Below are 24,989 nucleotides of genomic sequence, written 5' to 3'. Positions count from 1 at the left end.
GTATCACCACTGGCACAGCTGTTGTTGGCAGCGCGTTTTTTAGAGCATGAATTGCACGCGACGCTAACCTCATTCTGAACGTTTTTAAGCTGTATGGCTTCACTGATGTCGCGCTTGTGTCCCAAAAAAGGTAGAGGCCTGGCAGTGGCCTCTACCAAATCAGGTCATTTATTGAAGAACTCAGCTACAGCATCGGTCGATGCCTTCACCGCCTCGGGCTTGTAATAGAAATCCACATGCGAGAAGTCATCAAACGCCAGTTCCTCGTGCTCGTTCGTCAACTTCTCAACAAACTGCGTTGAGCAGGGCGCTGTGGAGGCACTTGTGCCGTAGATGGTCAGTGAGGGCTGCGCAATCTTGTCTGCATAGGCTTCACCGATGGAAATCAGCGACTGCATGGGCTGATCGCCGATGTGCATGTTTGTGTAGGTCGCAACCGCAACTGGACCTTTGACACCATCACGGCCGTAGTAGTCGTAGGTCTCGCCTGCCATTGCTGGGTAGGCAGCTGCGTCAACGAACTCTTGACGGGACATTTCGTCGGTCAAGCCAAACGGCGCAACGTAGTCCGGCGCGCCCGTTTCAAACATTTTTTGCGTTGACGCGTTCGCAGAAGCGATCAACTGGTTTGCTGCGTCACGGTCGGTCCACTGGAAGGCATCGGCTGCCATCATGCCCGACACCATTGCGATCTTCTTGATCCGATGATCGGTCACGGCGGCGGATGCGATGATCGAGCCGCCTTGGCACACGCCCAGACCGTAAATCTCGTCAACGAAAGGAAGGGTGCCGAGGTAAGACACAGCGTCCCAAGTGTTTTCGATCAGCCGGAACATATAGCGGGATTGCTTGTACTCTCCAGGCAGCGCCGGGGAAGAGCCCATGCCGAGGTAGTCAAAGCCGAGATAGATGAAGCCCCGTGCGGCCATTTCCGGGCCGTATGTGGCCGGGATCTGATCTTTGACCTGCGGGAATGGGCTGGCGCCAACGATTGCTTTGTATGTCTTGGTCTCATCAAAGCCTTCGGGCAGGTAGAGATCGCCCGCCAAGTCCACGCCAAAGGATTTGAAGGTGACTTCGTTTTTTCCGGCTGTGAGGTTTTGGGGTGTCATGGTCTTGTTCCTTTCGGGGTCAGACGGCTTTGCGCCTTGCTAAAGTACATCGTTGTGTTTACTTATGTTGAAGAGCGGTAAATTGTAAACACATCTTTTTACTTTTTGAGGCAAGAATCGTGAAACGTACTGAAAAAAAAAGAAAAGATATCATAGATGCGGCCATAGACGAGTTTCGTGAACAAGGATTTTTGGGCGCAAAAACCACTTCAATCGCTAAAAAAGCGAACGTATCGAGTCGTACGCTCTACAACCACTTCGAGAGCAAGGAAGTCCTTTTTGAGGCAATCTCACAGATCATGCTGGAGCAGAACCGAAGCATGGAGCCAGTGCCCTATGACCCGCATCGCGATTTCGTTGAACAATTGAAGGAAGCACTCTGGAGCTATATCGGCGTGATCACCGAAGAGACAGCGATCGGATTGAACCGGATGGTCATTTCGGAATTGATCCGTGACCTAGATCGGTCTCGTCAATTCTTCACTGAAACCGCAACACACGACTACCCGATAACAAGGCTGGTCAGCGAGGCGATGGACGCAGGTGTAATTCGCAAAGCCGATCCGGTTTTTGCAACCAACCAGCTTTTAGCGCTTATCAAAAGCTTCTTCTTCTGGCCCGAGTTTTTTCTTGGTGAGAATCCGACACCCAAAGAGGCATTGGACGATTGTGTCGCGATGTTTCTGACCTACTACAAAGCAGACTCCTGAACCATTGGGCAATTGAACGCTTTATATCTCGGGGCCTACAGAAATCCAGCTCACATCCGGTATGATCCCGGTGTCCGGTTTGTCCACTTTCGGAACGCTCTGTGGAAATTCGCAGGGGCCGAAAAGCCCGTGTCAAAGGCGATTTGATCGATACTGTCCGTGCTTTGCTGTAGTGCACGGATCGCGATGTCACGGCGCAAGGCATCCTTGATGTCCTGAAAGGATGTTCCTTCGTCTTTCAAGCGTCTGTTTAATGTCCGAGGCGTCATTTTCAACGCTCGGGCTGCATCCGTAAGCTGGCAAGACTGCCATGTCGCTCCGTAAAGAAAAGCCCGGACGCGAAGGCTGTTTGTATGCACCCGGGAGCCCGTGAATATCCAATCCAGCGGCGCGCGCTCAAGAAACACCGACGCCTCCTCAGGGCTGCGGGTGATCGGGCGGGTAAATTGGCGAGGGTCAAAACGAATGCTGGTTTGCGGGGCGTCGAATTCGACAGGGCACGGGAAGACAACCGAATAATCCGCAGCAAATTCCGGGCGGGGAAAGGCAAAGCAAACCATTTGAACTGGCGTTTCCGACCCGCTGAGCCAGGACAACAAACCGTGCGCCAGTTTCAGAATCAACATGTGGCCAAAGCGCTGCGGCTGGGTTTCGCCTAAGTAAGGCACCAAAGCCAGCTCCACCTCATTTGGCCTGCTGCGCAGGTCAAAATAGAAGTCATCCAAAAGCAGGTTCCAAAACGTCGAGAAACGATAAAGGGCCGACGTCTGGCTGCTTGCTCCGCGCTGAACCGTCACAAGATGCTGCAGGGCGCGGGGCCGGATCGGGCGGCTCCAAAGCCCCATCATTTCGTCCCCGGTTTCAGGCGCAGCAAGCTGGTAAAGCTGCGCAATTTCATTGAGGGTAACACGTTGATTTGGTGCCATTGGACCGGCCTGAAGACCAGCGCGCTCTAGCAGCGAAGTCATTTCTTCCGGGGTGCAACGGGACCTAAGTGCGTCCAGCCAATCCTGAATGAATTCTGCTGAGACGGTTGTCAGCGAGATAGGGTCATGACGGGTCACAGGAACCTCAGAGTGGCGTGATCAGATAGTATTTTGGCAAAATATGAGCTTATCGGCAAATCAGTCGACAGGTAAATGACGTAAACCCATAGTTTTCGACAGAGAGCCTGGAATGTCCTATCAGCCGCCCGTTCAGGATTTGATGTTTTGCGTCGAGCATTTGTCTCATTGGGAACAGGTGTCTTCCTTCGCAGTGTATTCAGACTATGACCTGGCCGATATTGGCGCTGTACTGGAAGGCTATGCCCGGTTCTGCAGCGAGCAGATCGCACCCTTGTCACACATCGGCGACACGCTGGGGGCCCAGTTTGACAACGGGCGCGTGATCATGCCTGAAGGCGATGCCCAGGCTTACGCTCAGTTTGTCGAAATGGGATGGCAAGCCCTGACTCACCCGGTGGAATATGGTGGCATGGGGTTGCCGAAGACCGTCGGCGCGGCCGCGGTCGAGATGCTGAATGCCGCCGATATGAGCTTTGGCCTCTGCCCTTTGCTGACCGACGGGGCCATTGAGGCATTGCTGCTGACTGGTTCGGACGAACAGAAAGCCACTTATCTTGAGCCGTTGATTGCAGGCCGTTGGTCTGGCACGATGAACCTGACTGAACCGCAAGCGGGCAGCGATCTGGGCCGGGTGGCAACAAAGGCGGTGCAGCGTGAGGATGGCAGCTATGACGTGTCAGGCACCAAGATTTTCATCACCTATGGTGCCCATAACCTGACGGAGAACATCATCCATTTGGTGTTGGCCCGCACGCCTGACGCACCTGCTGGGCCAAAAGGGTTGAGCCTGTTTATCGTACCGCAGAAACTGGTCGACGCAGATGGAACGGTAGGGACCGAAAACACAGTCAACTGCGTGAGCATCGAGCACAAGCTGGGCGTTCGCGCCAGCCCGACGGCTGTTTTGGAGTACAAACAGGCCACTGGATTCTTGATCGGCGAAGAAAATCGCGGGCTAGAATACATGTTCATCATGATGAACGCTGCGCGATTTTCCGTTGGTGTACAGGGTATTGCGACGTCAGAGCGGGCCTATCAACGTGCGCTGACCTATGCGCGTGAGCGCGTGCAAAGCCGCCCTGTCAACGGTCAGACCAAAGATGCTGTCGCCATCATCGAACACCCAGACGTACGCCGCATGCTGATGCGGATGCGCAGCCTGACCGAAGGTGGGCGCGCAATGGCGGCGGCGACTGCGGGGTTGCTGGACATCGCACACCATCAGGACAATCCAGAGATGGCTGCTCTGGCCGAATTCATGGTTCCGCTGGTCAAAGGCTTTTGTTCCGAACGCGCAGTCGAGGTTGCCTCGTTAGGTGTTCAGATCCACGGTGGTATGGGTTTTATCGAGGAAACCGGTGCCGCGCAGCATTATCGCGATGCCCGTATTCTACCGATTTACGAAGGCACCACCGCCATTCAAGCCAACGACCTTTTAGGGCGTAAGGTGATGCGCGACGGTGGCGAAACCGCCCGCCTCTTTGCTGCCCGGATTGCTGAGACCGAAGCACTATTGGCGAGCGGTGACGCAACTGCGCAAGTTATCGGTATAAGCCTTGCACAAGCACGCGAAGCGTTTGAATCGGCGCTGAACTGGTTGTTGGAAAACAGCCGCAAGGACATCGACGCAGTATTTGCCGGCTCTGTCCCCTTTCTTATGCTGGCAGGAACCCTGGCGGCAGGTTGGAAACTGGCAAAGGGCGCTTTGGCTGCGCAATCATCAGTGGACGCCGGGCAGGACGCGCAATTCATGGCCCAGAAAATCGCGACTGCACTTTTCTTTGCACAACACATTCTGCCCGAATGCACCACAGAACACAGCCGAATCCTGCTGGGCGCGCGCAGTCTGCTTGACGCGCATTTCCCCAAATAACTCCTCCAAAGGACCCGACCCATGAATGACGTCGTGAACCCCGAAACCTATGAAAACCTGGCGATTTCAGAGCGCGAGAACGGCTTGTATGTCGTTACATTGAACCGTCCTTCAAAGCGCAACGCTCTGGATGTGGCCACTATCGAAGAACTGATCCGCTTTTTCAGTGGTGCCCGTATGGCCGGTGTCAAAGCTGTGGTGCTTGCTGGTGAAGGTGACCACTTCTGCGCGGGCCTTGATCTGGTCGAGCATTGGAAGGCCGACCGCAGCCCGGATGACTTTATGCATGTCTGCCTGCGCTGGCATGAGGCATTTAACAAGATGGAGTACGGCGGTGTGCCGATCATCGCTGCACTGAAAGGTGCGGTCGTGGGCGGAGGGCTGGAACTTGCCAGTGCGGCGCACATTCGGGTCATAGACCCCGGCACCTATTTCGCCTTGCCTGAAGGCCAACGTGGGATTTTCACCGGTGGTGGTGCGACAATCCGAGTGTCCGACATGATCGGCAAGTATCGCATGATCGACATGATCCTGACGGGTCGCGTTTATCAGGGGCAAGAGGCCGTCGATCTGGGGCTGGCGCAATACATCACCGAAAACGGCGGCAGCATGGCCAAGGCGATGGAGCTGGCAGAACAAATCGCGCAGAACCTGCCCCTGACCAATTTTGCAATCTGCTCGGCGATCAGCCACTTGAACAACATGTCAGGCATGGACGCAGCCTATGCCGAGGCTGTGGTAGGCGGAGTGGTCAACACCCAACCCGCCGCTCGGGCGCGCCTTGAAGCCTTTGCAAACAAAACTGCCGCCCGTGTGCGGCCAAACAGCTAAGTCAGGCGGAATCGGGATGCGCCATCATTTCGAAGCTCTTCAGAAGACGCGGGCAAATCACGTCCCCTTGTCACCATTGTCCTTTCTGCACCGCGCCGAAAGCTTGCACGGTGCGCGAACAGCAGTGGTTTATGGCGATATCCAAAGAACATGGGCCGAAACTGCAAACCGCATTCGCGCAGTTGCCAGTGGGCTGGTCGAACTTGGCGTGCGGAAGGGCGACACTGTTTCCGTGCTCAGCCCGAACATCCCAGAGCTCCTTGAGCTGCACTTTGCCCTGCCGTTGACCGGCGCAGTGCTCAATACGCTGAACACGCGTCTGGAACCGGAAACCATCGCCTACATCCTGGATCACGCGGACACCAAGCTGGTGATCGTGGACCGGGAGCTTGTGCCGCTTCTTTCCAAAGCCTTTGATCTGCTCGGTCGAACTCTGCCGGTGGTCGAAATCGCTGATCCTGCAGTTACTGGAGAGAGCCTTGGTGGTCAGACCTATGAAGCGCTGACCAAAGCCGCGCCCCTGCCGATCGAATTGCCGGAAGATGAGTGGGATGCCATTGCGTTGAACTACACGTCCGGCACATCCGGGCGCCCAAAAGGCGTCGTTTATCACCATCGCGGCGCCTATCTGATGGCTCTTGGCACCGGGACGGCATGGCAGATGCCCCCCTATCCCGTCTATCTGTCGGTGGTGCCGATGTTCCACTGCAATGGCTGGGGACACCCCTGGTTGATGGCCATGCTTGGGGCAAAGGTTGTGTTCACGCGCGTTCCGGCCGCCGACCGCATTCTGGACGCAATCCGCACCCATGGCGTAACGCATTTCGGTGCCGCGCCTATCGTGCTGCAGATGCTGGCCGAAGCTGAAAATGGCGCGACCCCATTTGATCCTGCAATCCGTGTGTTGACCGCAGGTGCACCACCACCGCCTTCCGTGCTGGAAAAGACCCGTGCAATGGGGTTTGACGTTATGCAGGTTTATGGGCTGACAGAGACCTACGGCCACATCTCTCAATGTCTTTGGCAGGACGACTGGGATGATCTCAGCCCAGCTGAACAAGCGGAATTGCAGGCGCAGCAAGGTATTGCCTTTCCAATGGTCGAACAGGTCACAGTGATCGACCGCGAAACCGGGGAACCGGTGGCGCGTGACGGTTCGACACAAGGCGAGATCGCCATTCGCGGTAACACGGTGATGGCAGGGTATTACAAGGACCCAGCGGCCACCGCGACAGCTTTCGAAGACGGTTGGTTCTGGTCCGGCGACGGCGCGGTCACTCACCAAAACGGCTATATTCAGATACGCGACCGCCTGAAGGACGTGATCATTTCGGGCGGCGAGAATATCTCGTCCGTCGAGGTCGAAGCCGTATTGTACCGTCATGATGCAGTTCAGGCCGCAGCGGTCGTGGCGATGCCCCACGAGAAGTGGGGAGAAGTCCCCTGCGCTTTTGTCGAACTGCGCGAAGGTTCCGAAACAACGTCTGACGAGATCATCGCCTTCTGCCGTGACCATCTGGCGGGGTTCAAAGCGCCCAAAGCCGTTATCTTCGAATCCCTTCCCAAAACCTCCACAGGCAAAATCCAGAAGTTCCAACTTCGGGACCGCGCCAAAGCAATGGACCTTTGATATGCGTCTGCTGTCCCAATCCCGCCGCCTGCGCCAAACACCTTTTTCCGAAGGGGTCGAGGATAAAGGCGTTACTGCCTACACCGTCTATAACCGGATGCTGCTGCCCACAATGTTCGAGAGCGTCGAGGCCGATTATCGGCACCTCAAATCTCATGTGCAGGTCTGGGATGTGTCTTGTGAGCGGCAGATCGAACTGAATGGGCCTGATGCGGGTCGTCTGATGCGGCGGTTGACCCCCCGCAACCTGGAAAAAATGCAGGAAGATCAGTGTTACTACGTTCCAATTGTCGACGAGAACGGCGGCATGCTGAACGATCCGGTGGCGATCAAACACAGCGCGGATCGCTGGTGGATCTCAATCGCCGACAGCGACCTGTTGCTGTGGGTCAAGGGCCTTGCAGTCGGCGCGGGCATGGATGTGCGGGTTTTTGAGCCTGACGTTTCGCCGCTGGCCATTCAAGGGCCAAAGTCGGATGATCTAATGGCCCGCGTCTTTGGAGACGAAGTGCGCGACATTCGCTTTTTCCGTTACAAACGGATGGTTTTTCAGGACACGTCTTTTTTGGTCGCGCGCTCTGGTTACTCGAAACAGGGCGGGTTTGAGATCTATGTCGAAAACGGTGCCTACGGGATGCCGCTGTGGAATGCGTTGTTCGAAGCCGGAATGGATCTGAACGTTCGTCCTGGATGTCCAAACCTGATCGAACGGATCGAAGGCGGGCTGTTGAGCTATGGCAACGATATGACCATGGAAAACTCTCCGCTGGAGTGTGGTTTGGGCAAATTCTGCAAACCGGGCGAAGACAGTGACCACATTGGCCAGCAAGCACTTGCGCGCGAGGCTGCATCTGGTCTGGCCCGACAGATCCGCGCAATTTCAATTCCCGGTGATCCCGTGCCACCTGCCCGCTCAGCTTGGCCACTGTTCAAGGATGGAAAACGGGTTGGTCAGGTCACGTCCGCTGCCTGGTCACCGGATTTTGAAACCAATGTCGCTATTGGCATGGTCGATGCCGGACACTGGGATGCTGGTTCTGTTCTGACGGTCAGAACCCCAACCGGTGACCGACAGGCCAAGATTCAGGAAACGTTCTGGATATAGCCCAGGCCAGGGTAGCGCCCGCGTCCGGTGTTTTGGTTAAGCGACGCCACTATCATCAGGCACGCATTCCCCAGCGCTCCGACGCATTTGGTTTCTGCACAGGAACGTTTGAGACGGTGTTGCGTTAAGTCACGAACCGATAAGTTGGCAGTTGAGGGTTGTGCGAAACCAACGCTGAATACCCAAACAACCTCAGGCTTCAAAGAACACTCTTGCAATCGCGTGCGCTGGCATAGTCACCTAGGCCAAAGGAGGCCGGAGGAAGCCTATGGCGCGTTGGAAGTTTGTGATTTGTGTTTGGAGCGCGCTGGCACTTGCCGCATGCGCTCCTAAAACCCGCACTTACGAAAAGACGGTATCGGCCGCATTGCCAGCCAATTCGGGCACCGCTCTGAGTCAGTTGGCCAATCGCCTGGGGGATCCCAAAGACGGTCGGTCAGGTGTCAAGCTGATCAGTGATGGTGAAGAAGCGCTTGCCTCACGGCTGTTGATGGCCGCCGCCGCCGAAAGAACGTTAGAAGCTCAGTACTACCTTCTGCATGACGACCCGACGGGACATCTTTTCGCAGCCAGTCTGTTGCAGGCCGCGGATCGGGGGGTTCGTGTCCGGCTGCTGTTGGATGACATGGATACGTCCAGCTACGACGCGATGACCGCCGCATTGGACCATCACAAAAACATTGAGATCAGGCTGTTTAATCCGTTCTGGCGGGACCAAAGCCTGCTGGTCGCTGGACTGACGGACTTCAAGCGCATCAATCGCAGAATGCACAACAAATCCATGACAGCTGACAACGTGTTTACGATTGTGGGTGGAAGGAATATCGGCGCTGAGTATTTTCTGGCGCGGAAAGAAATGAACTACGCCGATCTGGACGTGCTGGCCGTTGGCCCTGTTGTAGGTGAAGTTTCACAGAGCTTCGACGCATATTGGAACAGCGAATTCGCAGTCCCCGCCCGCGTGGTTGTGGGAGAGCCCGAAGATTTTGACCTGAGCGATGCGCGAAGCAGGTTGAATGAACTGGTCGAGGAAGCAAAGCAAACACAGTATGGCGCTGCCCTTAGAAAGTCAGCACAAGAGAACTTCGCAGATGGGGCCTTTTCACTGGATTGGCTGCCCGCGAAGCTTTATGCCGATCCGCCTTCAAAAGCGGCCGGACTTGAAGGTTCAGACCCCATTCTTGCATCGCAATTGCTTCCGTATTTTGAGAATGCCAGCAGTGAGGTGAATATCGTTTCTGCCTATTTCGTACCGCGCAACAACGGTGTGAAATGGCTGACCGAACTTGAACGTCGTGGCGTCGAGGTAAAGGTGGTAACCAATTCGCTGGCCTCCAACGACGTTGCACCCGTTTACGCGCATTATGCCAAAAAACGCCGAGCGCTTTTGCGCGGAGGAGTGGAACTCTACGAGTTGCGACCCGACGCCTATCAAGTCCAGCGCCGTGGCATAAACTGGGCTCAGTCCAGATCCGGCTTGCACTCCAAGGCATTCGCCGTTGATGACCGGTACTTGTTCGTGGGATCGTTCAATTGGGATCCGAGGTCAGTCAAAATCAACACCGAGATGGGAATTCTGATAGACTCGCCCGCATTGACTACACAAACCATGGGTGCGTTGGACGACGCGCTACCCGCATACACTTACAGTGTAACCCTTGAGCAAGCCGGTCAGCTTAAATGGACGACACGAAGCGATGATGGCGAAGTTCTTGAATATCAATCCGAGCCGACGGGATCAGCCTGGGACCACATAGTTGCCGGGTTTCTGAGTATTTTACCAATCGGGTCTCAGCTTTAGGTTTATTGAGAAATAGTTCGACGACGTGTCTTGGGTAAGAGGGTTTTGGTGTCCTGCTCGCCCAATTGGGACGATGTATCTGCGGAAAGATCACCGTTTCGAACCTTACGCATCGCCACCGATTCCGGCGTGTTCTGCGAATGGCGTGGTGGGCTAGGGCGCTAGCAACTTTAAAGCGGACCTCTGACAGCAAGCTGTGCAACTTCAACTTTACGGACTGAAGCTTCCTCTTTAGACGACAACATTGATGGTCGCTTCAGTTCCAGTCGCGCCCAGAGAAAATTCCATAGACACTGCAGCGGCCTCTGCCCTGGACATGCGGTTGAATAACCCATCGCGGGAATTGTTCGGATGACCTTTAATGTAAAACTGCGTCGTCAACAGCTCGCGACTTCCGTCAAACACCTTTACATGAATATGTGGTGTACGTCCTGGGTAAATCGTGGGTTTTATCGTACGAAACACATAGTTCCCGCCGTTGTCGGTTACGTCATGGCCAAAGCCCTGGAAAGCCTGATCAAAATTGACACTGCGACGGTCGCGCGGATGCATATAGTTGCCATCCATGTCGCATTGCCAGATTTCGATGCGATGTCTGGCAAGGGGTTGTCCATTGGTCCGCATAAGCTTCCCACGCAGTGTAAAGACTTCGCCGCCGGCGTCTTCGACACGTCCTCTGATCTTAACGAGGTCATTGTCTGTATCGGGCGTCCGCATGGCTGGCGTTGGATAATACGGCCCTTCTGCGGCGCTTGGTGTTAGCACAGCCGCAGCGGCCCTTGCACCTATCGAACTGACACCCATTAATCCTACTATGCCGCCTAAAAGTTTACGGCGGGACTTGGTATTTTGTTTCATAGCATGTCCTTTCCCGCGGGGGATAGCTCCCTTAATCCATCAAAACTACACACCTTGCAGCGCACGTCACGTTGAGGTCTACCTTCGCAACCAAAGACGCCGCTATGCATATGGATCTAGAAACGCAACTTTTGGGTGGGCATTCAATTGTCTCTTGATTGAATCAATGTCACCCAAAACCCAGAGACTCCCGATTTTTTGTTCCCGTATTGTGAAGAACGCCGCCCCGGACCATTCGGTCCGTTGCTGCGTTCCGTCTACCCCGAAGAATACACCATGGTGCGTGCCGACGAAGGATATTCGCGCAGCGGCTTTTTCTTCGGCATCGACGATTTCAACGATATTGCATTGAAAATCCGGAAGAGCCTCTCGAACTTCTTCCGTGTAACGAATGAACTCATCCGGACCCGAGCGTTTCGGCCCAAGGCTCCCACGAAAATCGAACTCCGGGTGTATGATTTCTCGGGCGCAGTCGGTGTCCGCCGCGTTCCATACTTCGTGGTAAAGTCGCTTAATTTGATCAGATAGCCATCACCGCAAACGCTGCCCGGCTCTGCTAACTCCTCAAGTCGTGCTGCGACATTGACACCGTCACCGTAAAGATCATCGCCGTCGATCATCACGTCGCCAAGATTTATGCCGATCCTCAGTTCAAGTCGCTTTTCGGGCGGCAGGTCCTCGTTTCGCTTCGCCAGCTTCGCTTAGATATCAGTCGCGCAATTCACTGAATCAATGACCGAAGCAAACTCAACGAGCGTTCCGTCACCCATTAGCTTAACGATGCGACCATGATGTTTCTCGACCTGCGGATCGAACAGCTCCGAACGAAGTGCTTTTAGAGCGTTCAAGACGCCAATCTCGTCTGCGCCCATCAAGCGTGAGTATCCGCATGAGAAGGGTCTTGGTAGCAGTTTGAGAACACTTGCTGTGGATCAAATCCAGGATAGGTTTCTTGAAGTTCCCGGACAGTTTTTTCTGCTTCTGACATGTTTCCCAACTTGGCATAGGCAGCAGCGACAAAGACCAGAGTTGGCGCGCTTACCGCCTCCGCCTCCGAACCAGATGGTGCGTATGCGCCTGAGTGATTCCTGAGCGCCATCGACAGTCTACGAGCCCATCGTTGTAACTGGTCAAATCAGGATCGAGCCGACGCAGAAGGAAATGCTGGTTGTTGATGGTCCCGTCCTCATGAAGGCTGCGTTTACTTTAGAGGTCGATGACGTTCAGACTTTTGGACCAACCCAAACTTCCAAAGGGGCTACTACCAATAGGGCAAGCGTACTGATGGGAAGAATAAAAGCGACTGACGGGGCTATCAAAGACGAATAGTGACACGGCCCAGTTGCCTTAGCTATGGTTCAGAACCGGCGCTCGACTTGATAGGTTGGACATCTGCTTGTGAGAGACTGAACGGCGAAAGCGGCGATAGGGGAGCGCATGAGGGTTTGGCTATTTAGAATAATTGGGCTTGTCGCATTACTCGCATTCGCAGCAGTCGCTTTTGTTTGGTTGTTGCTTGCGTCTCCGATGTTCTCGGACATGCGCCGCGGCCTTGTTGAAAGAGTTCTTTCGGAACAAATTGGTCGCCCCCTTTTGGTGAACGATGATGTAAGCGTCGCGCCTGGCCGCATTAGTCACATATATGTCGGTGGGGTGGTCATCCCGAGCCTGACAATGCCGGAGTCACCTCTTGTAGAATTGAACCTGTTGGAATTGGAGTTGGATATTGTCGCCTTGACCAACGGGCGTCTGCATTTTGACAATCTCGCCGTAGAAGGGCTCCAAGCAATTCTTCTGACAGCAGAAGACGGCACAACAAGCTGGCGAAAAGACGGGCCAACACCCAAGCCAGCTTCCGAGGAAACAGTATCGGCGGATGATCAAAAAGACGTCGCGAGCGCTGATAGTATCGATGAGATCGACACCGAAAGCAGTGGAATCCTGAACTTTCTGAGCGACAAGAACGTCAGCTTTAAGTCGATCGGGCTAAACATCGACGACAAGGTCTCAGGCTTCTCGTTTGTGTTTGACCTACAGTCACTCGCTCTGGAACAAGCGGATCATGGAAAGAGAACGAAGGTCTCTGGTTCCGGCTCCGTCAACGGTCAGGGTTTCCAAATCGAAGGCGATTACCCCCATGACGCGCCATTTACGACGCGGGCCAGTTTCGGAGAAATGACCGTAAGCTACGATGGCGAGCCTTTCTCAGAAGACGAAGGTGGTGGCTATCGAGCTGTGTTGAAAATGGACACCGGTGAGTTCGGTGATTTTCTGGACGTCATCGGGCTGGAACGCGTTCTGGAGGGCAATGGTCAACTGCAAGCAGAACTCGTGTCTCAGGACGTTCTGAAAATCGAAGCGTTTACAACCACCGTAAGCCTGGAGGATGGGCAGAAACTCGAAGCTGAAGGTTCAATAGATGACCTCTACACTGCCCAGGGCGTCGATCTGCTTTTCAACGCGCGGCTTCATCCGGAAGGACAGCCGCCGCCAGCAGCAAAAAGTATACAGGAACTGAAGTTCACGGGCTTTGAAATGCATATGGTTGGATCTTTGGCTTCCTTCGAATTCGAGAAGTTGCTGTTCCAAACCAATGCATTTGACCAGGGGTTGGACGTAATCGGCCCAGCATCCATCGAAAGTATTCGCCGCATGCCAGACGGACGGCTCGCCATGCTGGGCATTGCGCTGCAAGCCGGGCCAATTGAAGAGCCTGTCCTGAAAGCCGAAGGTGAAATCCTCGATCTGCTTCAGCTTCAGGACGTAACATTCGATGGCGTGCTGAACGGGCCCGCCAAGTTGATTTTGCCCAACCTTGATGACGACTATGTTGACCAATTCGGCGGCATCATGGCCGATTTCAACATATCCAATGCGGGCGGGCCGGTTTCACTCAACAGGTTTAACGCGGCTACTTACGACACTGATCTCTGGGCGCTTGATCTTGCGCTATCTGTCAACGAGCTAAAAGGGCTAGCCGGTCTCGATTTCGACGTGAAACTGGATGTCGACGAAGGTGCCCAGTTTCTGACCGCGCTCAAGCTGCAACCTGTCGAAATCGGAGCACTCGCTATCGATGCTGAAACCTCCAGGCAGGGTGAAGACTTTGATGCCGCAATCAAGTTCGAAGCCGGGTCTTCTGATCTTCTTGCTGCTTTGGATGCGCGGTTTCCCGAAGGTTCGCCCGTCGTCCGTGGCAACATTAACAGCGAGAGGCTCGATCTCAACGACCTGAAGAACCTGACTGCCGTGCTGGACCAACTGAAAAGCTTGGTAGGCGAGGCATCAAAAGAACCTGAAACCGAAGTTCAGCCTTTGGTTTTGCCGAAAGAGACAGACGTCCAGCCCTTGGTGTTGCCAAAGGAAAAAGGGAAGCCTGCCGATCTTCTGGATGTGCAACGCGTGCTGCGAGAAGCTGACGTCGAGGTACAGATCGAATTCAAAGAGATTGTAGGCCAACAAGGTGTAACCTCTGTTTCAAGCCAATTGTCTGCAAAAGACGGAACCGTGGATTTCGGCCCTCTCCAGATGGCCTATGGCGGCGGAAACTTCAACCTGAGGGCGGTCATGGACCTGATTGGTTCACCCGATTGGCTTTCATTGTCGGGATCAACTTCGGGATGGGAATTCGGTGAGATCCTTGATGAGTTGGGCATAGGTATTGACGCCTATGGGCGTTTGAGCGGTGAGTTCAACGTTTCTGGAAGTACCGCCTCGGGCAAGGCCTTCATCAACTCGATGCGCGGCAATGCGTCTTTGTCGATGTCACAAGGTTACATTAGTACCAGTCTACTGGAGTTGGCCGGGCTAGGTATTTTCCCCTGGCTCTTTTCAGAAGAGTTCAGACAAGGTTACACCGACATCACTTGCGTGGTCGCCCCAATTGATATCCGGTCCGGGCAAGTCACTTCAAACTCCATCGTCATTGAAACAGGATCGGTTCAATTGGTTGCAAGGGGGCAAGTGGATTGGCTGAACGATACGATAGCAATAAGAGCGGAGCCTCGGCGCGTTGGCAAACCCCTATCTCGAAGCGCTTGGCCCTTTGATGTGACTGGCCAGCTTTCGTCGCCAAAATTCAAGCTGGATGTGGGCGGGTCCAGAAACAAGGCCCCGGAAGGCGCTGATGCTATGCCTGCCGACAGGCAACCCTGCGTGCCAGACATCAATCAACTGCAATAGTCAGGCTTTACCTAGTTTTTCAGTGGTTCCGGCTGTTCAGCCTGACACGTCAGAACCGCCTCAATGGCTTTTGCAGACCCGCTGAGGTCGAGTTCAACCTCGGCCCCGCTTTCGCCTATAATCGTAACGCTTTGGCGCTTTCCAAACTCTGTTACAAATGCCGGGTTGTCGAAAAAGGCGTAGCCACCGGGCACGCCATTCTTGAAGACACCAACAGCTTCGCCTTCGAATTTTGCATCACCAAAGTCGAACTTTACGATGCCGGTCGCGCCGTCCTCGATTTGAACCCAGGCTGGATTAAAGGCTGCAAAAAAGCCACCAGCCTGATTGGGTGCCGCGCCGATTTCAACGGTCATTTCATTTTCAAAGGGTTTCCAAGCAAGACAGCCATTTCCCTTTTCGGGATCAATCAGGATTGTCCAGTCCCCGGATTCACCCCACCGTTCCATCCCAGCGGCATGAAGAACGGTTGCACAACACAAAGCCAATGTTGTCAGCACATTCTTGTTCATTTTCGACTCCGGATTAGTTTTGAAGGATTACCCATCCTAACGATCAAGCAAAATCAATCAAACGATGCAGAAGAAGCTTCATCGGTACCCAAGTTGTCGGGGCGCAACCGTGAAATCCGCTTCCTGCTCATAGCCGCATAAGCTGCTATTGGAAGGAATGCCCGGTTTGAGCAGTCTGCTGCACTTTGCAAAGTCTGCTATCTGCGCGTCGCAGACCTTCGCGAGAATCCAAGGTTCCTTAGGGTGGCCCTTTGCGGTACAGAGCAACGCAAAGCGCCATAACCGCAACGACTAAGCCATATACTAATTGAATTCATCGCTAAGGCAGACAATCGCGCAGCGCAAAACTATGGGCGAACTACGCAAACTTATGGGGTGCGCGAAGTCTTATGCGCAAACCTACAACTCGATGTAGGTGCGCTCCTAGCGCAGCATTCCCAACATTGATTTCATTGAAGAAAATGTTGAAAGCTTGCGCATAACTTTGCACGATTTGCCCATAAGTTTGCGTCCCACAAGGAACCCATCGAACAAACCAGCTCCTATGGCTTATCTGCAATTCTCAAATGCAACTTATTCCCAATCGCCAGCAGACGAGCGCCACGTCTTAGCGTCCGCATCCCAAACACTGGCGGTGACGCAAGGCGTCGGGTTTATTCCGTCGCAATTGGATCCATGAATATCTGCCACAACAACGCGTTGACGCCCAAAATCAACGACTGTCCAGCCTTGGTTGAGCAAGGAGTGCACCTCTTCGCTTACCCAAAAGTGCGACATGCAACCGCCAGTTCCGCAGTAAAGAGATGCGGCGCTGGAACACGCGAAACCAGATTCATTCAGAACCCAGTCGCGTTGTAGATCTCCGTCGAGATCTACCCTCTCAACCGCACCCCAATCTAAGTCAAACTGACCGTCGTTGAACTCCGCGCAGGCCTGTGCCGCCAGATCAACCTTCGCCTGCAAACCGGGCGGAAGTTGCGATAAATCAGCCGCGACAGCTGATGAGGTCCAGACAAGGCCCGAAGCAAGCATAACCCCGGCGAGCAAACATTTCATCTGACGCGCTATTTGGGAAGCTGGTTGGAAGGAGGTATCAATTGCACTGATCATACCTGTAGTCCCCATATTCCAGCCAGTTTGCCGAGCCTTCGCTAAAAATCAGAAACTCGGACCTGTCCTCCCCAAGCAGGGCGACGACAAATCCGGCGGGCGGCTCAAAGTTTCCGAAGTAACTGTAGGCCGTCATGGCTCTGATCGACTCGCCGTTGACCGTTACTCGCGCGTCCCACTCCCCCTCTGGATTGTCCAGAATTAGATATTCGATTTGGCGCTTTATCGCTCCGCCACCACAATAGACAATGCCTTCGGGTGCTTCGTAGGAGGCCCCTTGGCTAGCACCTGAATCGCAGGCAGAACGAAGGGACCGAATTGCCGTGCCGGAACCCTTCAAGTCAAAGATTCCGTAGCTGACATCTTGATCAATCATCGACAGATTAACCGATGCATTGGCCGCAAGTTGGTCCAGTACAAAACCATAGTCCTCTTGACTATTGAAACTGACCTCGACGGGATAGTTGTCGACGATCTGCACGGCAGCGTTTTCTGCGCTAACTTGAAATGCCCCTACTTCGGTGGTGCCGTTCTTCAAAAATCGAATGGAAAGCCCCTGCTTCTCCACAATGTCCTGGCTGTCCTCATATCCAGCCGGAGCAAAGCGGATACGGTCACACTGAAGTTCCAGCGTCATGTTTCCTGTCTGAATAAACGCATTGGGATTAGGCCCGGAGTTGAACGACCACTCCGCTGATGCTGTGGTCGCTCCTGCCATCAGTAGCATTCCAATGGAAATGGTTTTGAAGCTCATTTTTTCTCTCCATTGAGTTACGGTTCGCACTGTCGTTCAGCAGAAGTTCCAGCCAATTGCCCGGACAGCCAGATCAGGAAACAGGTTCGCCGTATTCGTTTGCGCCTTCTTGGGAAGGTCGTGTCAGCCACCAGATCATCAGAATGGACAGAACCAATTGAAGGATTGAGACAACAACGATACCGGTCACACCCAGGACGGCCGCAGGTCCTCGCAATGCATCGGGATTTTCGGTCCCTTGCTCCAATACTGAAAAGAACGCTACCCCACCCAGCATAACAAAAAGCGTTGTAATGCTGAGCGCCATCGGCAGCAGCAAATACCAGCCAGGTCGTCCTGTATCATGTAGCCTTCGCCAACCGGCGGCCAGCATAGGTATGAGAACAGCCAGCTGGAAAACAGAGGACAGGACCCGAGATCCCTGGCCTGTTTCGGGGTTGGTCCCGAATATGATCGTATCCAGCACAGCCAAAGCAGCACTCACGAGAACCACAAACAAGAAGAACCACCAGTATTCTGAGCGTATAGCCCGACCGGAGAACTGGAAGTATTTCGAGAAACACGTTTTAACTGCTTCCACAAACCCCATTTTCAACCCTTTCTAAGTTTCTGTGTGGCCTCAGAACGCCTCGCTACCTAAAAGAACAAACTTGCCCTTCCGGGTTTTCCCACCTTCCTTTTGTGTTTGAACGCCAAAAAACTATCCTATGAAAAGGTAGCGAAGTTTACGCGCGGAAAAAATGTTGATTTTTTAAAAATTGGATTCAAACATGCGAATTCGACGCAACTTTCATTTTACCTCCGTTGTTGTCGTTGCTGCTCGCTTTGCCGAGCCCTTCCGGTCGCTGGAGTGAGTGCTGGCAGCCGGAAGGCACTTTACACGGATCAGTCTTTGGGAGAGCGCGATGCTTAGACTTAACGTACTCGCCCTCTTTCCAGAGTTTGCTCTAGCTTTTGCCAGTGATTTCATTCGGCCATCCCACGTTGTTGGAGGTCTTGGCAGTCAACGTAATAGCGATCTGCCCGCCAAGCCTCCCTTGGCAAGTTTTGGGAAAGGTCGTCACAGGAACGTTGTGTGTTCTGTCGGTGCCCAAACGCGAGAGCCTCAAACAAGCGTATCCAATTTCGTTAATTTCAACAGACTCAGAGGGAGAAGAAAATGACCAACAAGATGGTGATGATTGCGGGCGCAACTTGTTTCACACTGCTAGCGGCCTGTGACGACACGGGTACATCCAGTGCGTCCGCCGAACTCACACCCGCTCAGCAGGCGTGTTTGCGAGATGTAGCAAGCACAACAAACAATTCACAAGTCGTGGTTCTCTCATCCGCATTTAGCGAAGCTGGAACACAAGTCACTGTCGGTGTTGGTGAGGATCGTGCTCCTTGGAATTGCATTGCTTACACTGATGGCGCGACAGCTGGTATCGAGTTCCTGGGCGACGAAGGCGCATTGTGAGCAGTCTACCGCGTCGCCGAAATCGGCTGCGCAGCACCGGCTTGCACTTCAGAAAACTCGACTTGGCCAGTCGGATACGCCTTTCAGAGCGCAGCGTGGGCATCCGGCTCGGATCATCGGATGCCCAAAAAACCGATTAGGATTTTCGAAAAAAGCGAAACCTCTTCGAGAAGGAGTCCTCCATGAGTGCTAGACTAGTCCTTCTGCTTGCTGCCGTCAGCCTCGTGCCAATTGCGTTATCATATGGCCTGATGCCCGGCAGTTCGATCCCAGTTTTGCTAGGATTTCCGGTGGAAGGAACAAACCAGACGCATGTCTTCCGAGCGATTATGGGTCTTTACCTGGCAAACGCTTTGTTTTGGTTAGCGGCCGTGGCGAAACCAGATTTACAACGACCGGCGCTTTGGGTTCTTTTTTTGTTTATGTCGGGACTGGCCGTCGGACGCATACTAAGCATTCTGATCGATGGAGTTCCGAACGGGCTACTTCTCTTTTACCTAGCGGCCGAGATAGCTTTTGCGGCTCTCGCAGCGGTTTGCCTGACAAAAATACAATGAAACAGGAAGTGTAAAGTGCTGAGGTTTTTCTTTGTTCTCTCGATGATTGCAATTTTATCAGTTTCGGCATCCGCTTTTGCACAATCTTCATCTGTCCAGAACGCCGTGGACGACAACCTCTTAGAGCTTGAGACTGCCGTTGACGAAGCGGGAGTTACTCCAATCGCATCGATAGATCATTCGCGTCTGGCCAAAGCCGAAGGCGTAGAAATGCCAGCGTCTAGTGTACTCATTTTCTCTGAACCTGAGATAAACACACCAGTACTGGAAGAGAACGTACGAGCAGGTCTGGACCTTCCGTTTCGCGTTCTTTCATTCGATCAGGATGATCGCCCGCAGATCGTCTACACAGACTCTCAGTTTATCAAAGTTCGGCATGATCTGAATAACACCCAGGCGTTGAATTCGTTTCAGAGCAAGTTGCTCGAATTTCTCAAGGACTTAGATGCAGCACCAGCGCCGATCAACGGATTGAATACTAACTATGGCATCATCGAACTGCGATCTCAGCTCAGCGTAACAGAGGCAGTGAAACGTCTCAGGGCGACTGTGATGGAGCAGAACGATACGGTCTGGTTTGGGGAGATTGATTTTGCGACCGAAGCGTCCCAACTAGGGGTGGAGCTGCCGGATACGGTTCTCTTGCTGTTCGGAGGCCCAGCGCCCGGTGGCGTAGCAATGGCGGGGTTTCCGGCAATTGGTTTGGATGCCTTTTGTCAAAAACTATTGGTTTACGCGCATGAAGAAGTTGGCTCGGTAGTCATTTTCAATGACATCGCTGCTTTGGCAGAGTTGCACTACGGTTCTTCAGCCGAACCTCATTACGGTTTGAACAAACGGCTGACCGCAACATTTCGCACGGCAATTGAGTAGCCGCTGTTTGGAAAACGCAATAGATACCAATTATCGATTGGCCATCTTTTCGTCGTCCGCTTTGGGCTCGGAGCAGCCGTTCTGCACTCCATCGCGTCGTCTGGAGTCGCCGAGACAATGCATGTGAAGACCACTGTGACCTACCTGGAACGGATCGCGCTTCCGCCTGACGCCGTTTTGGAAGTCGAACTTCTTGACACTTCGCTTGCAGATGCACCTTCGGTTCGACTGTCTTCCCAGAGGTTCAAACTCGCGAGTGTCCCCAGAACGGTGGAAATTGCCTACGACACAGATCTCATCGATGAGCGCCATATCTACACAGTGGCTGCCAGGATCATTTCTGACGATCACGTGATATTTCGTTCAACGACAGCGACATCTGTACTCACCCGTGGCGCACCAGATTCTGCTGAACTCGTTTTAGAGATGATGCCAAGGAGAGCCGGGGGCAACGACGCAGACAAATCGATCTACGATACCGCTTGGGAAATTTACGAGATCGCAGGGCGTATGCTCATTGCTGAGAACCCTCCCTCCTTGACAATAGATCAAGATGGCCAGTTTGGCCTGTACGGTGGGTGTAACCGGTTTACAGGAATACTCGACGCAGCGAACGGTGAGTTCAGCATGCCAGGCAACTTCGCAGGAACGAAGATGGCGTGCCCTGAGGATCGGGAAAAGCTTGAGCAAGATACGATAAAAGCCTTGTCCGCGGCAGTGGGCCACGTGACAAACGGAACAAACCTGGCGCTCAGCAACGCAGCGGGTGTGACGGTTCTGCGTCTGCGCAAAATGTCAGAATAGGCACTGCGCCTTTCGAATCGAGCTGGGACAATCATCCGACTTGTTCTAGCGACAATCAACGAGAACCATAGGCCGAAATTCCGAGTGGATCATAGACAGTAGACTGCGTCGTTTGCGAGTGATCGTGGTAGTGGGCCTTACTGCGTGCGTGGCGTAGTGACGCCATCAGTACACGTTCCGGATTATTGATGCGCTGGCTTGCATCGGCTTCGTCATTGTCTTCTCCCGCTGCAGGAGGAGCGGGCTGTAGACGGCCTTCAAGCACAGTGCCCCACACTTTGATATCGGCCAGCGTCAAAGGATCCACAGTTAGCGGATTTTCCTCGAGGATTGTGAAGTTGGCTAGTTTGCCGGGCTCGATGGAACCGATCTCGTCCTCCAATTGCAGGGAATAGGCTGCGCCGATGGTGATACCTTCCAAAGCGTCTTCGGCACTGATGCGCTGGTCCGGACCAACGACGCGACCGCTCGTGGCTATCCGATTGACAGCAGCCCACATGTATTTCAACGGCTCCGCAGGAGCCATCGGCATGTCCGAGTGCATCGAGAAGGGGATACCTGCTCGAACGGCATCGCCTAAAGGCACCATGCGCTCTGTACGCTCGCTACCGACGCTGCCTGCGGCATAGCGATCTGCGAGGGTCGGCGTATAAACGGAATTGCCGCTGACAATCGCGCCAAGACGTTTAATGCGTGCGATCTGATCAGGTTGAGCGTAGCCAAAGTGCACGACGACGGTGCGATGGTCATATCGCGGATTGCGCTGCATGGCTGCTTCGAGGGCATCCAGAAGAATGTCTAGGCCGCCGTCTCCCAGATTGTGAACATGGACCTGAAAGCCTGCGTCCCAATAAAGGTCGAAAACCTGCTTGAAGAAATCGGGCGTCATAATCCATTGACCTTCATGCCCGTCCAGGTAGCCGTCGCGCATGATCATTAATTCACTGAAGATCGCTCCATCCAACAGCAGCTTGACCTGCTTAGGTAGGAACTGGGTTCGGCCTTCGCTCCACGCCAGCATGGCTTCGGTTTCGGCTAGTACTTTTTCGGGGCCCTCTGTGCTCAGAAACAAACCGCCAAGCGTCCGACCGTCCGGAATAAAGTAAAAGTTGAAAGGTGTGTCGTCTGGCCCGAACGCTTCTGCTACGAGTGCTTGGGCGTTCTGATCCACAGGGCCAGCAGGCTCTGCAAGGGTCGTGATCCCGCTGCGATGATAATAGTCCTCTGTGAACTCCAGCGCCTCCATGACCCTGTCGATAGACGCATAGGCCGGAGCAAACTTCTCAAAGAACACATGCTCCCAGAATGCGGCTTCAAGGAAGAGGCCTTGTTCAAGGTTGGCTTGAGACCTAGCCAACTCGCTCGACCAGCTGGCAATGTATTCTTCGGTGATTTCCAGTTGTTCGAGGGCCACGGAGTTGAAGTACATCTCGTGGGTGGAGCGTTGCCATACAGCTAGCGGAATGTCGGGGGCCAGTTCGTCCAAAATCGCGCGACTCATGTCGCCATGCCATGACGCATGATACCCCCAGACCATCAACGGCCGCCCGCTGCTGGGATCATAAGTGTTGATTACCTCGGACAGGCGTGCGCGAAATTCCTCTTCGCTATTGGCAAGAGGCGCAAATCCGGCCGGCGATTGCCAGTCCTCGATGGAAATGATGGCATCCGACATCATCGCAAGCGCGCCCAGAAGCGGGTGTAAATGCTGTTCAATGAACCCCGGCACAATGACTTTGTCTTCAAAACTGCGCTCAATTGCATAGCTACCTTCAGGTAGGCGGCTCTCGATTTCCTCCAGGGTTCCGACGTCAGTAATTCGACCGTTTCTGACAGCCACTGCCTCGGCCAACGGGGCGTCCGGGTTCATTGTGAGAACTTCTCCACCAACGTAGACAGTTGTGCCGGGAAACTCAGGAAAACGGTCGAAGGCGTCTTGCAAAGAGGGAGACTGCGCAGCGCCGTGAAGCGGCATGAGTGCGAAAGCGAGTATGGTTAGAGACTTAGAGAAACTCATTGATGCCTCCGAATAGGATTGCGGACATAATAAATTGCTTCGATCAGAGCAGGCCGGTCTGTGATGTGTCAACCTAGGCCGTCAATTACTCAATACTGACTGAGCAACATAAACTTGAAGGCGACTTACGTTGCCCGCTGTAGTCTCGTGGCAGACGTTCGCCCAAATTCACAGAATGACTGCAATGCGAACAAAGTGTATATTTCACCAGGCAACGGAGAACGGCATTAATTGTCGAATTCCCGATAAATCGGACTACGCTTTGCCGGGCAAAACTACGGTGTTCAGTTCTTTGAAAATCAGATTTTGATAAGCCGTCCGCGGCCGTACTTCAGTTGCAACTCATTTGGAGCGATACTGCCATGCCAAACACTTCATTACTTTCAAAGTCCAATTTTCCAGTTTTTGCGCTTATTGGAGGTTTGATTATGCAAAGCCTTGGAACATCTCGTGCACATGCTGAAGACGACCCATACGCGACGCCGCGAGAAGACTTTTCCATCCGTAATCTGCGAAATGGTTACACAGCCGAGCAAGCCTACGACCTGAGTTCTGAATGGAATTTGCAGAAGTTTCTCGACATCACCGAAGCCGGGGCGTTTTCATACATGAACCTCGCCGAGTTCCTGCCGAGTTCGGTTATTCGCCGCGATGGGGCCGTCGCGATGCTTGCGACAAACCTTAACGATGCCATAGGCACGACGAGCGTCCCGGGCGCTGACGGCAATGCTGTCTCGCTCGACGAGATGATTAATGCCGACGATTCCACAGTGCAGGGCGTTATGGTTCTTCACAACGGCGAAATAGCTTACGAGGCCTACCCAGGAATGCGCCGGACGGACAACCACGTTTGGATGTCCAATGCAAAGATCCTATCAAGCTTGCTGATCGGTCAATTGGAAGATGAGGGTAAGATCGACGTCAAGAAAACGGTTGGCGACTATGTCGAGGGCACCAAGGGAACAGCTTGGGAGAGCATAAAAGTCATCGACGTACTGAATATGCAGTCTGGGTTGGATCTGGAAGAGAACCCCCTCTCGCGCAAAGGCGATACGCCATATGGGCGTTTTGTCAGGGCTGAGGTTGGTGTTCCGAACGAAGCAGGCGTCCTGCAAACGCATAACGAGGCCCTGTTTTCTATACCCAAGCTACGGGAGCCGGCTGAAGCCTTCGAATACTCTTCTGCAAATACACAAATGCTTGGCCTCGTCATCGAAGCCGTTACGAACCAGCGACTTGGTGAAGCGATCACGGAGCGGGTTTGGAGCAAAGCTGGAATGACTGGCGACGCCACTCTTGCGCTGTCACCTCAAGGAAACGGCATCATACACGGTCTGATCAGCAGCCGCTTGATCGACATGGCAAAGATAGGTCTGCTCTACACGCCGAGCTGGGACAAGACAGCGTCAGATCGCATTGTATCTGAAAAGATGATCGGCACGATCCAAACAGCGGGTGTCGCTGAAAACTACATGAAGGGAACGCTTGGCCCGCACCTTTCTGACGCATTCCGTGAACAACCAATGGCAAACGCATACCAATGGGATGCCGTTTTTGCCGATGGCGATTTCTACAAAAGTGGGATGAATGGCCAAGGAATTTATGTCTCGCCAGGAAAAGATGCCGTCATGGTTTGGTACGCAACCGGAGGTGCCAGTATCGACATGGAAGCCTACGCTAGGGCCATTGTGACTTCTCTGTAAGTCGGATCAAGCACTGGCATCTCTGGCCGCA

The 24,989-nt window shown here is 53.7% G+C and carries 21 protein-coding genes and 1 pseudogene; 12 read left to right on the top strand and 10 right to left on the bottom strand.

The window, feature by feature from the left end:
• Nucleotides 1–164 precede the first annotated feature (164 nt).
• A complete protein-coding gene (locus GS636_RS20350; protein WP_171672087.1) occupies nucleotides 165–1,112 on the bottom strand; it encodes an alpha/beta hydrolase in 948 nt (315 codons plus the stop codon).
• A 119-nt stretch (nucleotides 1,113–1,231) separates the two neighbouring features.
• Between GS636_RS20350 and GS636_RS20345 the strand changes: the two genes are divergently transcribed.
• Nucleotides 1,232–1,822 carry a TetR/AcrR family transcriptional regulator gene (locus GS636_RS20345; protein WP_171672085.1) on the top strand — a complete coding sequence of 197 codons (591 nt, stop codon included), beginning with the start codon at nucleotides 1,232–1,234 and terminating at the stop codon, nucleotides 1,820–1,822.
• Between the two features lie 50 nt (nucleotides 1,823–1,872).
• Here GS636_RS20345 and GS636_RS20340 read toward each other — a convergent pair whose 3' ends face one another.
• Nucleotides 1,873–2,886: an AraC family transcriptional regulator ligand-binding domain-containing protein gene (locus GS636_RS20340; protein ID WP_371808755.1), complete on the bottom strand. Its 1,014-nt coding sequence runs from the start codon at nucleotides 2,884–2,886 to the stop codon at nucleotides 1,873–1,875.
• 112 nt (nucleotides 2,887–2,998) lie between these two features.
• On the opposite strand from GS636_RS20340, the gene GS636_RS20335 reads away from it, so the two are divergent.
• The 5 genes from GS636_RS20335 (at nucleotide 2,999) to GS636_RS20315 (ending at nucleotide 10,129) form a co-directional block, all read left to right on the top strand.
• On the top strand, nucleotides 2,999–4,762 hold the full coding sequence (locus tag GS636_RS20335; protein WP_171672082.1) for an acyl-CoA dehydrogenase: 1,764 nt from the start codon (nucleotides 2,999–3,001) through the stop codon (nucleotides 4,760–4,762).
• Nucleotides 4,763–4,783: 21 nt separating this feature from the next.
• Nucleotides 4,784–5,593, top strand: a complete 810-nt coding sequence (gene dmdD / locus GS636_RS20330; protein ID WP_171672080.1) for a methylthioacryloyl-CoA hydratase — start codon at nucleotides 4,784–4,786, stop codon at nucleotides 5,591–5,593.
• A gap of 16 nt (nucleotides 5,594–5,609) precedes the next feature.
• Nucleotides 5,610–7,223 (top strand): AMP-binding protein, encoded by a 1,614-nt coding sequence (locus GS636_RS20325; RefSeq protein ID WP_171672078.1) that lies wholly within the window; start codon nucleotides 5,610–5,612, stop codon nucleotides 7,221–7,223.
• Between the two features lies 1 nt (nucleotide 7,224).
• On the top strand, nucleotides 7,225–8,328 hold the full coding sequence (locus tag GS636_RS20320) for a dimethylsulfoniopropionate demethylase (protein ID WP_171672076.1): 1,104 nt from the start codon (nucleotides 7,225–7,227) through the stop codon (nucleotides 8,326–8,328).
• A 268-nt stretch (nucleotides 8,329–8,596) separates the two neighbouring features.
• A complete protein-coding gene (locus GS636_RS20315) occupies nucleotides 8,597–10,129 on the top strand; it encodes a phospholipase D family protein (protein ID WP_171672073.1) in 1,533 nt (510 codons plus the stop codon).
• A 231-nt stretch (nucleotides 10,130–10,360) separates the two neighbouring features.
• Here the strand turns inward: GS636_RS20315 and GS636_RS20310 are convergent, their stop codons facing one another.
• From GS636_RS20310 to GS636_RS22935, 3 genes and pseudogenes are all read right to left on the bottom strand, one after another.
• Nucleotides 10,361–10,987 (bottom strand): protocatechuate 3,4-dioxygenase, encoded by a 627-nt coding sequence (locus GS636_RS20310; protein ID WP_171672071.1) that lies wholly within the window; start codon nucleotides 10,985–10,987, stop codon nucleotides 10,361–10,363.
• A 102-nt stretch (nucleotides 10,988–11,089) separates the two neighbouring features.
• Nucleotides 11,090–11,443 carry an ester cyclase gene (locus GS636_RS22940; protein ID WP_371808757.1) on the bottom strand — a complete coding sequence of 118 codons (354 nt, stop codon included), beginning with the start codon at nucleotides 11,441–11,443 and terminating at the stop codon, nucleotides 11,090–11,092.
• Nucleotides 11,444–11,538: 95 nt separating this feature from the next.
• Nucleotides 11,539–11,661 (bottom strand): annotated as a pseudogene (locus GS636_RS22935) (adenylate/guanylate cyclase domain-containing protein); the annotation flags it as partial.
• A gap of 1,000 nt (nucleotides 11,662–12,661) precedes the next feature.
• On the opposite strand from GS636_RS22935, the gene GS636_RS20295 reads away from it, so the two are divergent.
• Nucleotides 12,662–15,169, top strand: coding sequence for an AsmA family protein (locus GS636_RS20295; RefSeq protein WP_253762917.1), 2,508 nt, complete (start codon nucleotides 12,662–12,664; stop codon nucleotides 15,167–15,169).
• An 11-nt stretch (nucleotides 15,170–15,180) separates the two neighbouring features.
• Here GS636_RS20295 and GS636_RS20290 read toward each other — a convergent pair whose 3' ends face one another.
• The 4 genes from GS636_RS20290 to GS636_RS20275 form a co-directional block, all read right to left on the bottom strand.
• Nucleotides 15,181–15,681: a hypothetical protein gene (locus tag GS636_RS20290; protein WP_171672065.1), complete on the bottom strand. Its 501-nt coding sequence runs from the start codon at nucleotides 15,679–15,681 to the stop codon at nucleotides 15,181–15,183.
• 573 nt (nucleotides 15,682–16,254) lie between these two features.
• A complete protein-coding gene (locus GS636_RS20285; RefSeq protein WP_253762915.1) occupies nucleotides 16,255–16,737 on the bottom strand; it encodes a hypothetical protein in 483 nt (160 codons plus the stop codon).
• 37 nt (nucleotides 16,738–16,774) lie between these two features.
• Nucleotides 16,775–17,545: a hypothetical protein gene (locus GS636_RS20280; RefSeq protein ID WP_171672061.1), complete on the bottom strand. Its 771-nt coding sequence runs from the start codon at nucleotides 17,543–17,545 to the stop codon at nucleotides 16,775–16,777.
• A 73-nt stretch (nucleotides 17,546–17,618) separates the two neighbouring features.
• Nucleotides 17,619–18,134 (bottom strand): DUF805 domain-containing protein, encoded by a 516-nt coding sequence (locus GS636_RS20275; protein ID WP_171672059.1) that lies wholly within the window; start codon nucleotides 18,132–18,134, stop codon nucleotides 17,619–17,621.
• Between the two features lie 570 nt (nucleotides 18,135–18,704).
• Here GS636_RS20275 and GS636_RS20270 point away from each other — a divergent pair.
• The 4 genes from GS636_RS20270 (at nucleotide 18,705) to GS636_RS20255 (ending at nucleotide 21,238) form a co-directional block, all read left to right on the top strand.
• A complete protein-coding gene (locus GS636_RS20270; RefSeq protein ID WP_171187940.1) occupies nucleotides 18,705–19,004 on the top strand; it encodes a hypothetical protein in 300 nt (99 codons plus the stop codon).
• Nucleotides 19,005–19,186: 182 nt separating this feature from the next.
• Nucleotides 19,187–19,561 carry a DUF4345 domain-containing protein gene (locus GS636_RS20265; RefSeq protein ID WP_171672057.1) on the top strand — a complete coding sequence of 125 codons (375 nt, stop codon included), beginning with the start codon at nucleotides 19,187–19,189 and terminating at the stop codon, nucleotides 19,559–19,561.
• Nucleotides 19,562–19,576: 15 nt separating this feature from the next.
• Nucleotides 19,577–20,434, top strand: coding sequence for a DUF302 domain-containing protein (locus tag GS636_RS20260; protein ID WP_171672054.1), 858 nt, complete (start codon nucleotides 19,577–19,579; stop codon nucleotides 20,432–20,434).
• 117 nt (nucleotides 20,435–20,551) lie between these two features.
• Nucleotides 20,552–21,238, top strand: coding sequence for a YbaY family lipoprotein (locus GS636_RS20255; protein ID WP_171672052.1), 687 nt, complete (start codon nucleotides 20,552–20,554; stop codon nucleotides 21,236–21,238).
• Nucleotides 21,239–21,293: 55 nt separating this feature from the next.
• Here GS636_RS20255 and GS636_RS20250 read toward each other — a convergent pair whose 3' ends face one another.
• Nucleotides 21,294–23,108: an amidohydrolase gene (locus GS636_RS20250; RefSeq protein ID WP_171672050.1), complete on the bottom strand. Its 1,815-nt coding sequence runs from the start codon at nucleotides 23,106–23,108 to the stop codon at nucleotides 21,294–21,296.
• Between the two features lie 509 nt (nucleotides 23,109–23,617).
• Here GS636_RS20250 and GS636_RS20245 point away from each other — a divergent pair.
• Nucleotides 23,618–24,958 (top strand): serine hydrolase, encoded by a 1,341-nt coding sequence (locus tag GS636_RS20245; RefSeq protein WP_171672048.1) that lies wholly within the window; start codon nucleotides 23,618–23,620, stop codon nucleotides 24,956–24,958.
• Nucleotides 24,959–24,989 lie beyond the last annotated feature (31 nt).

It is taken from the genome of Ruegeria sp. HKCCD4884 (assembly GCF_013110855.1).
Taxonomy (GTDB): Bacteria; Pseudomonadota; Alphaproteobacteria; order Rhodobacterales; family Rhodobacteraceae; genus Ruegeria.
This window is presented reverse-complemented; position numbering and strand designations above follow the sequence as displayed.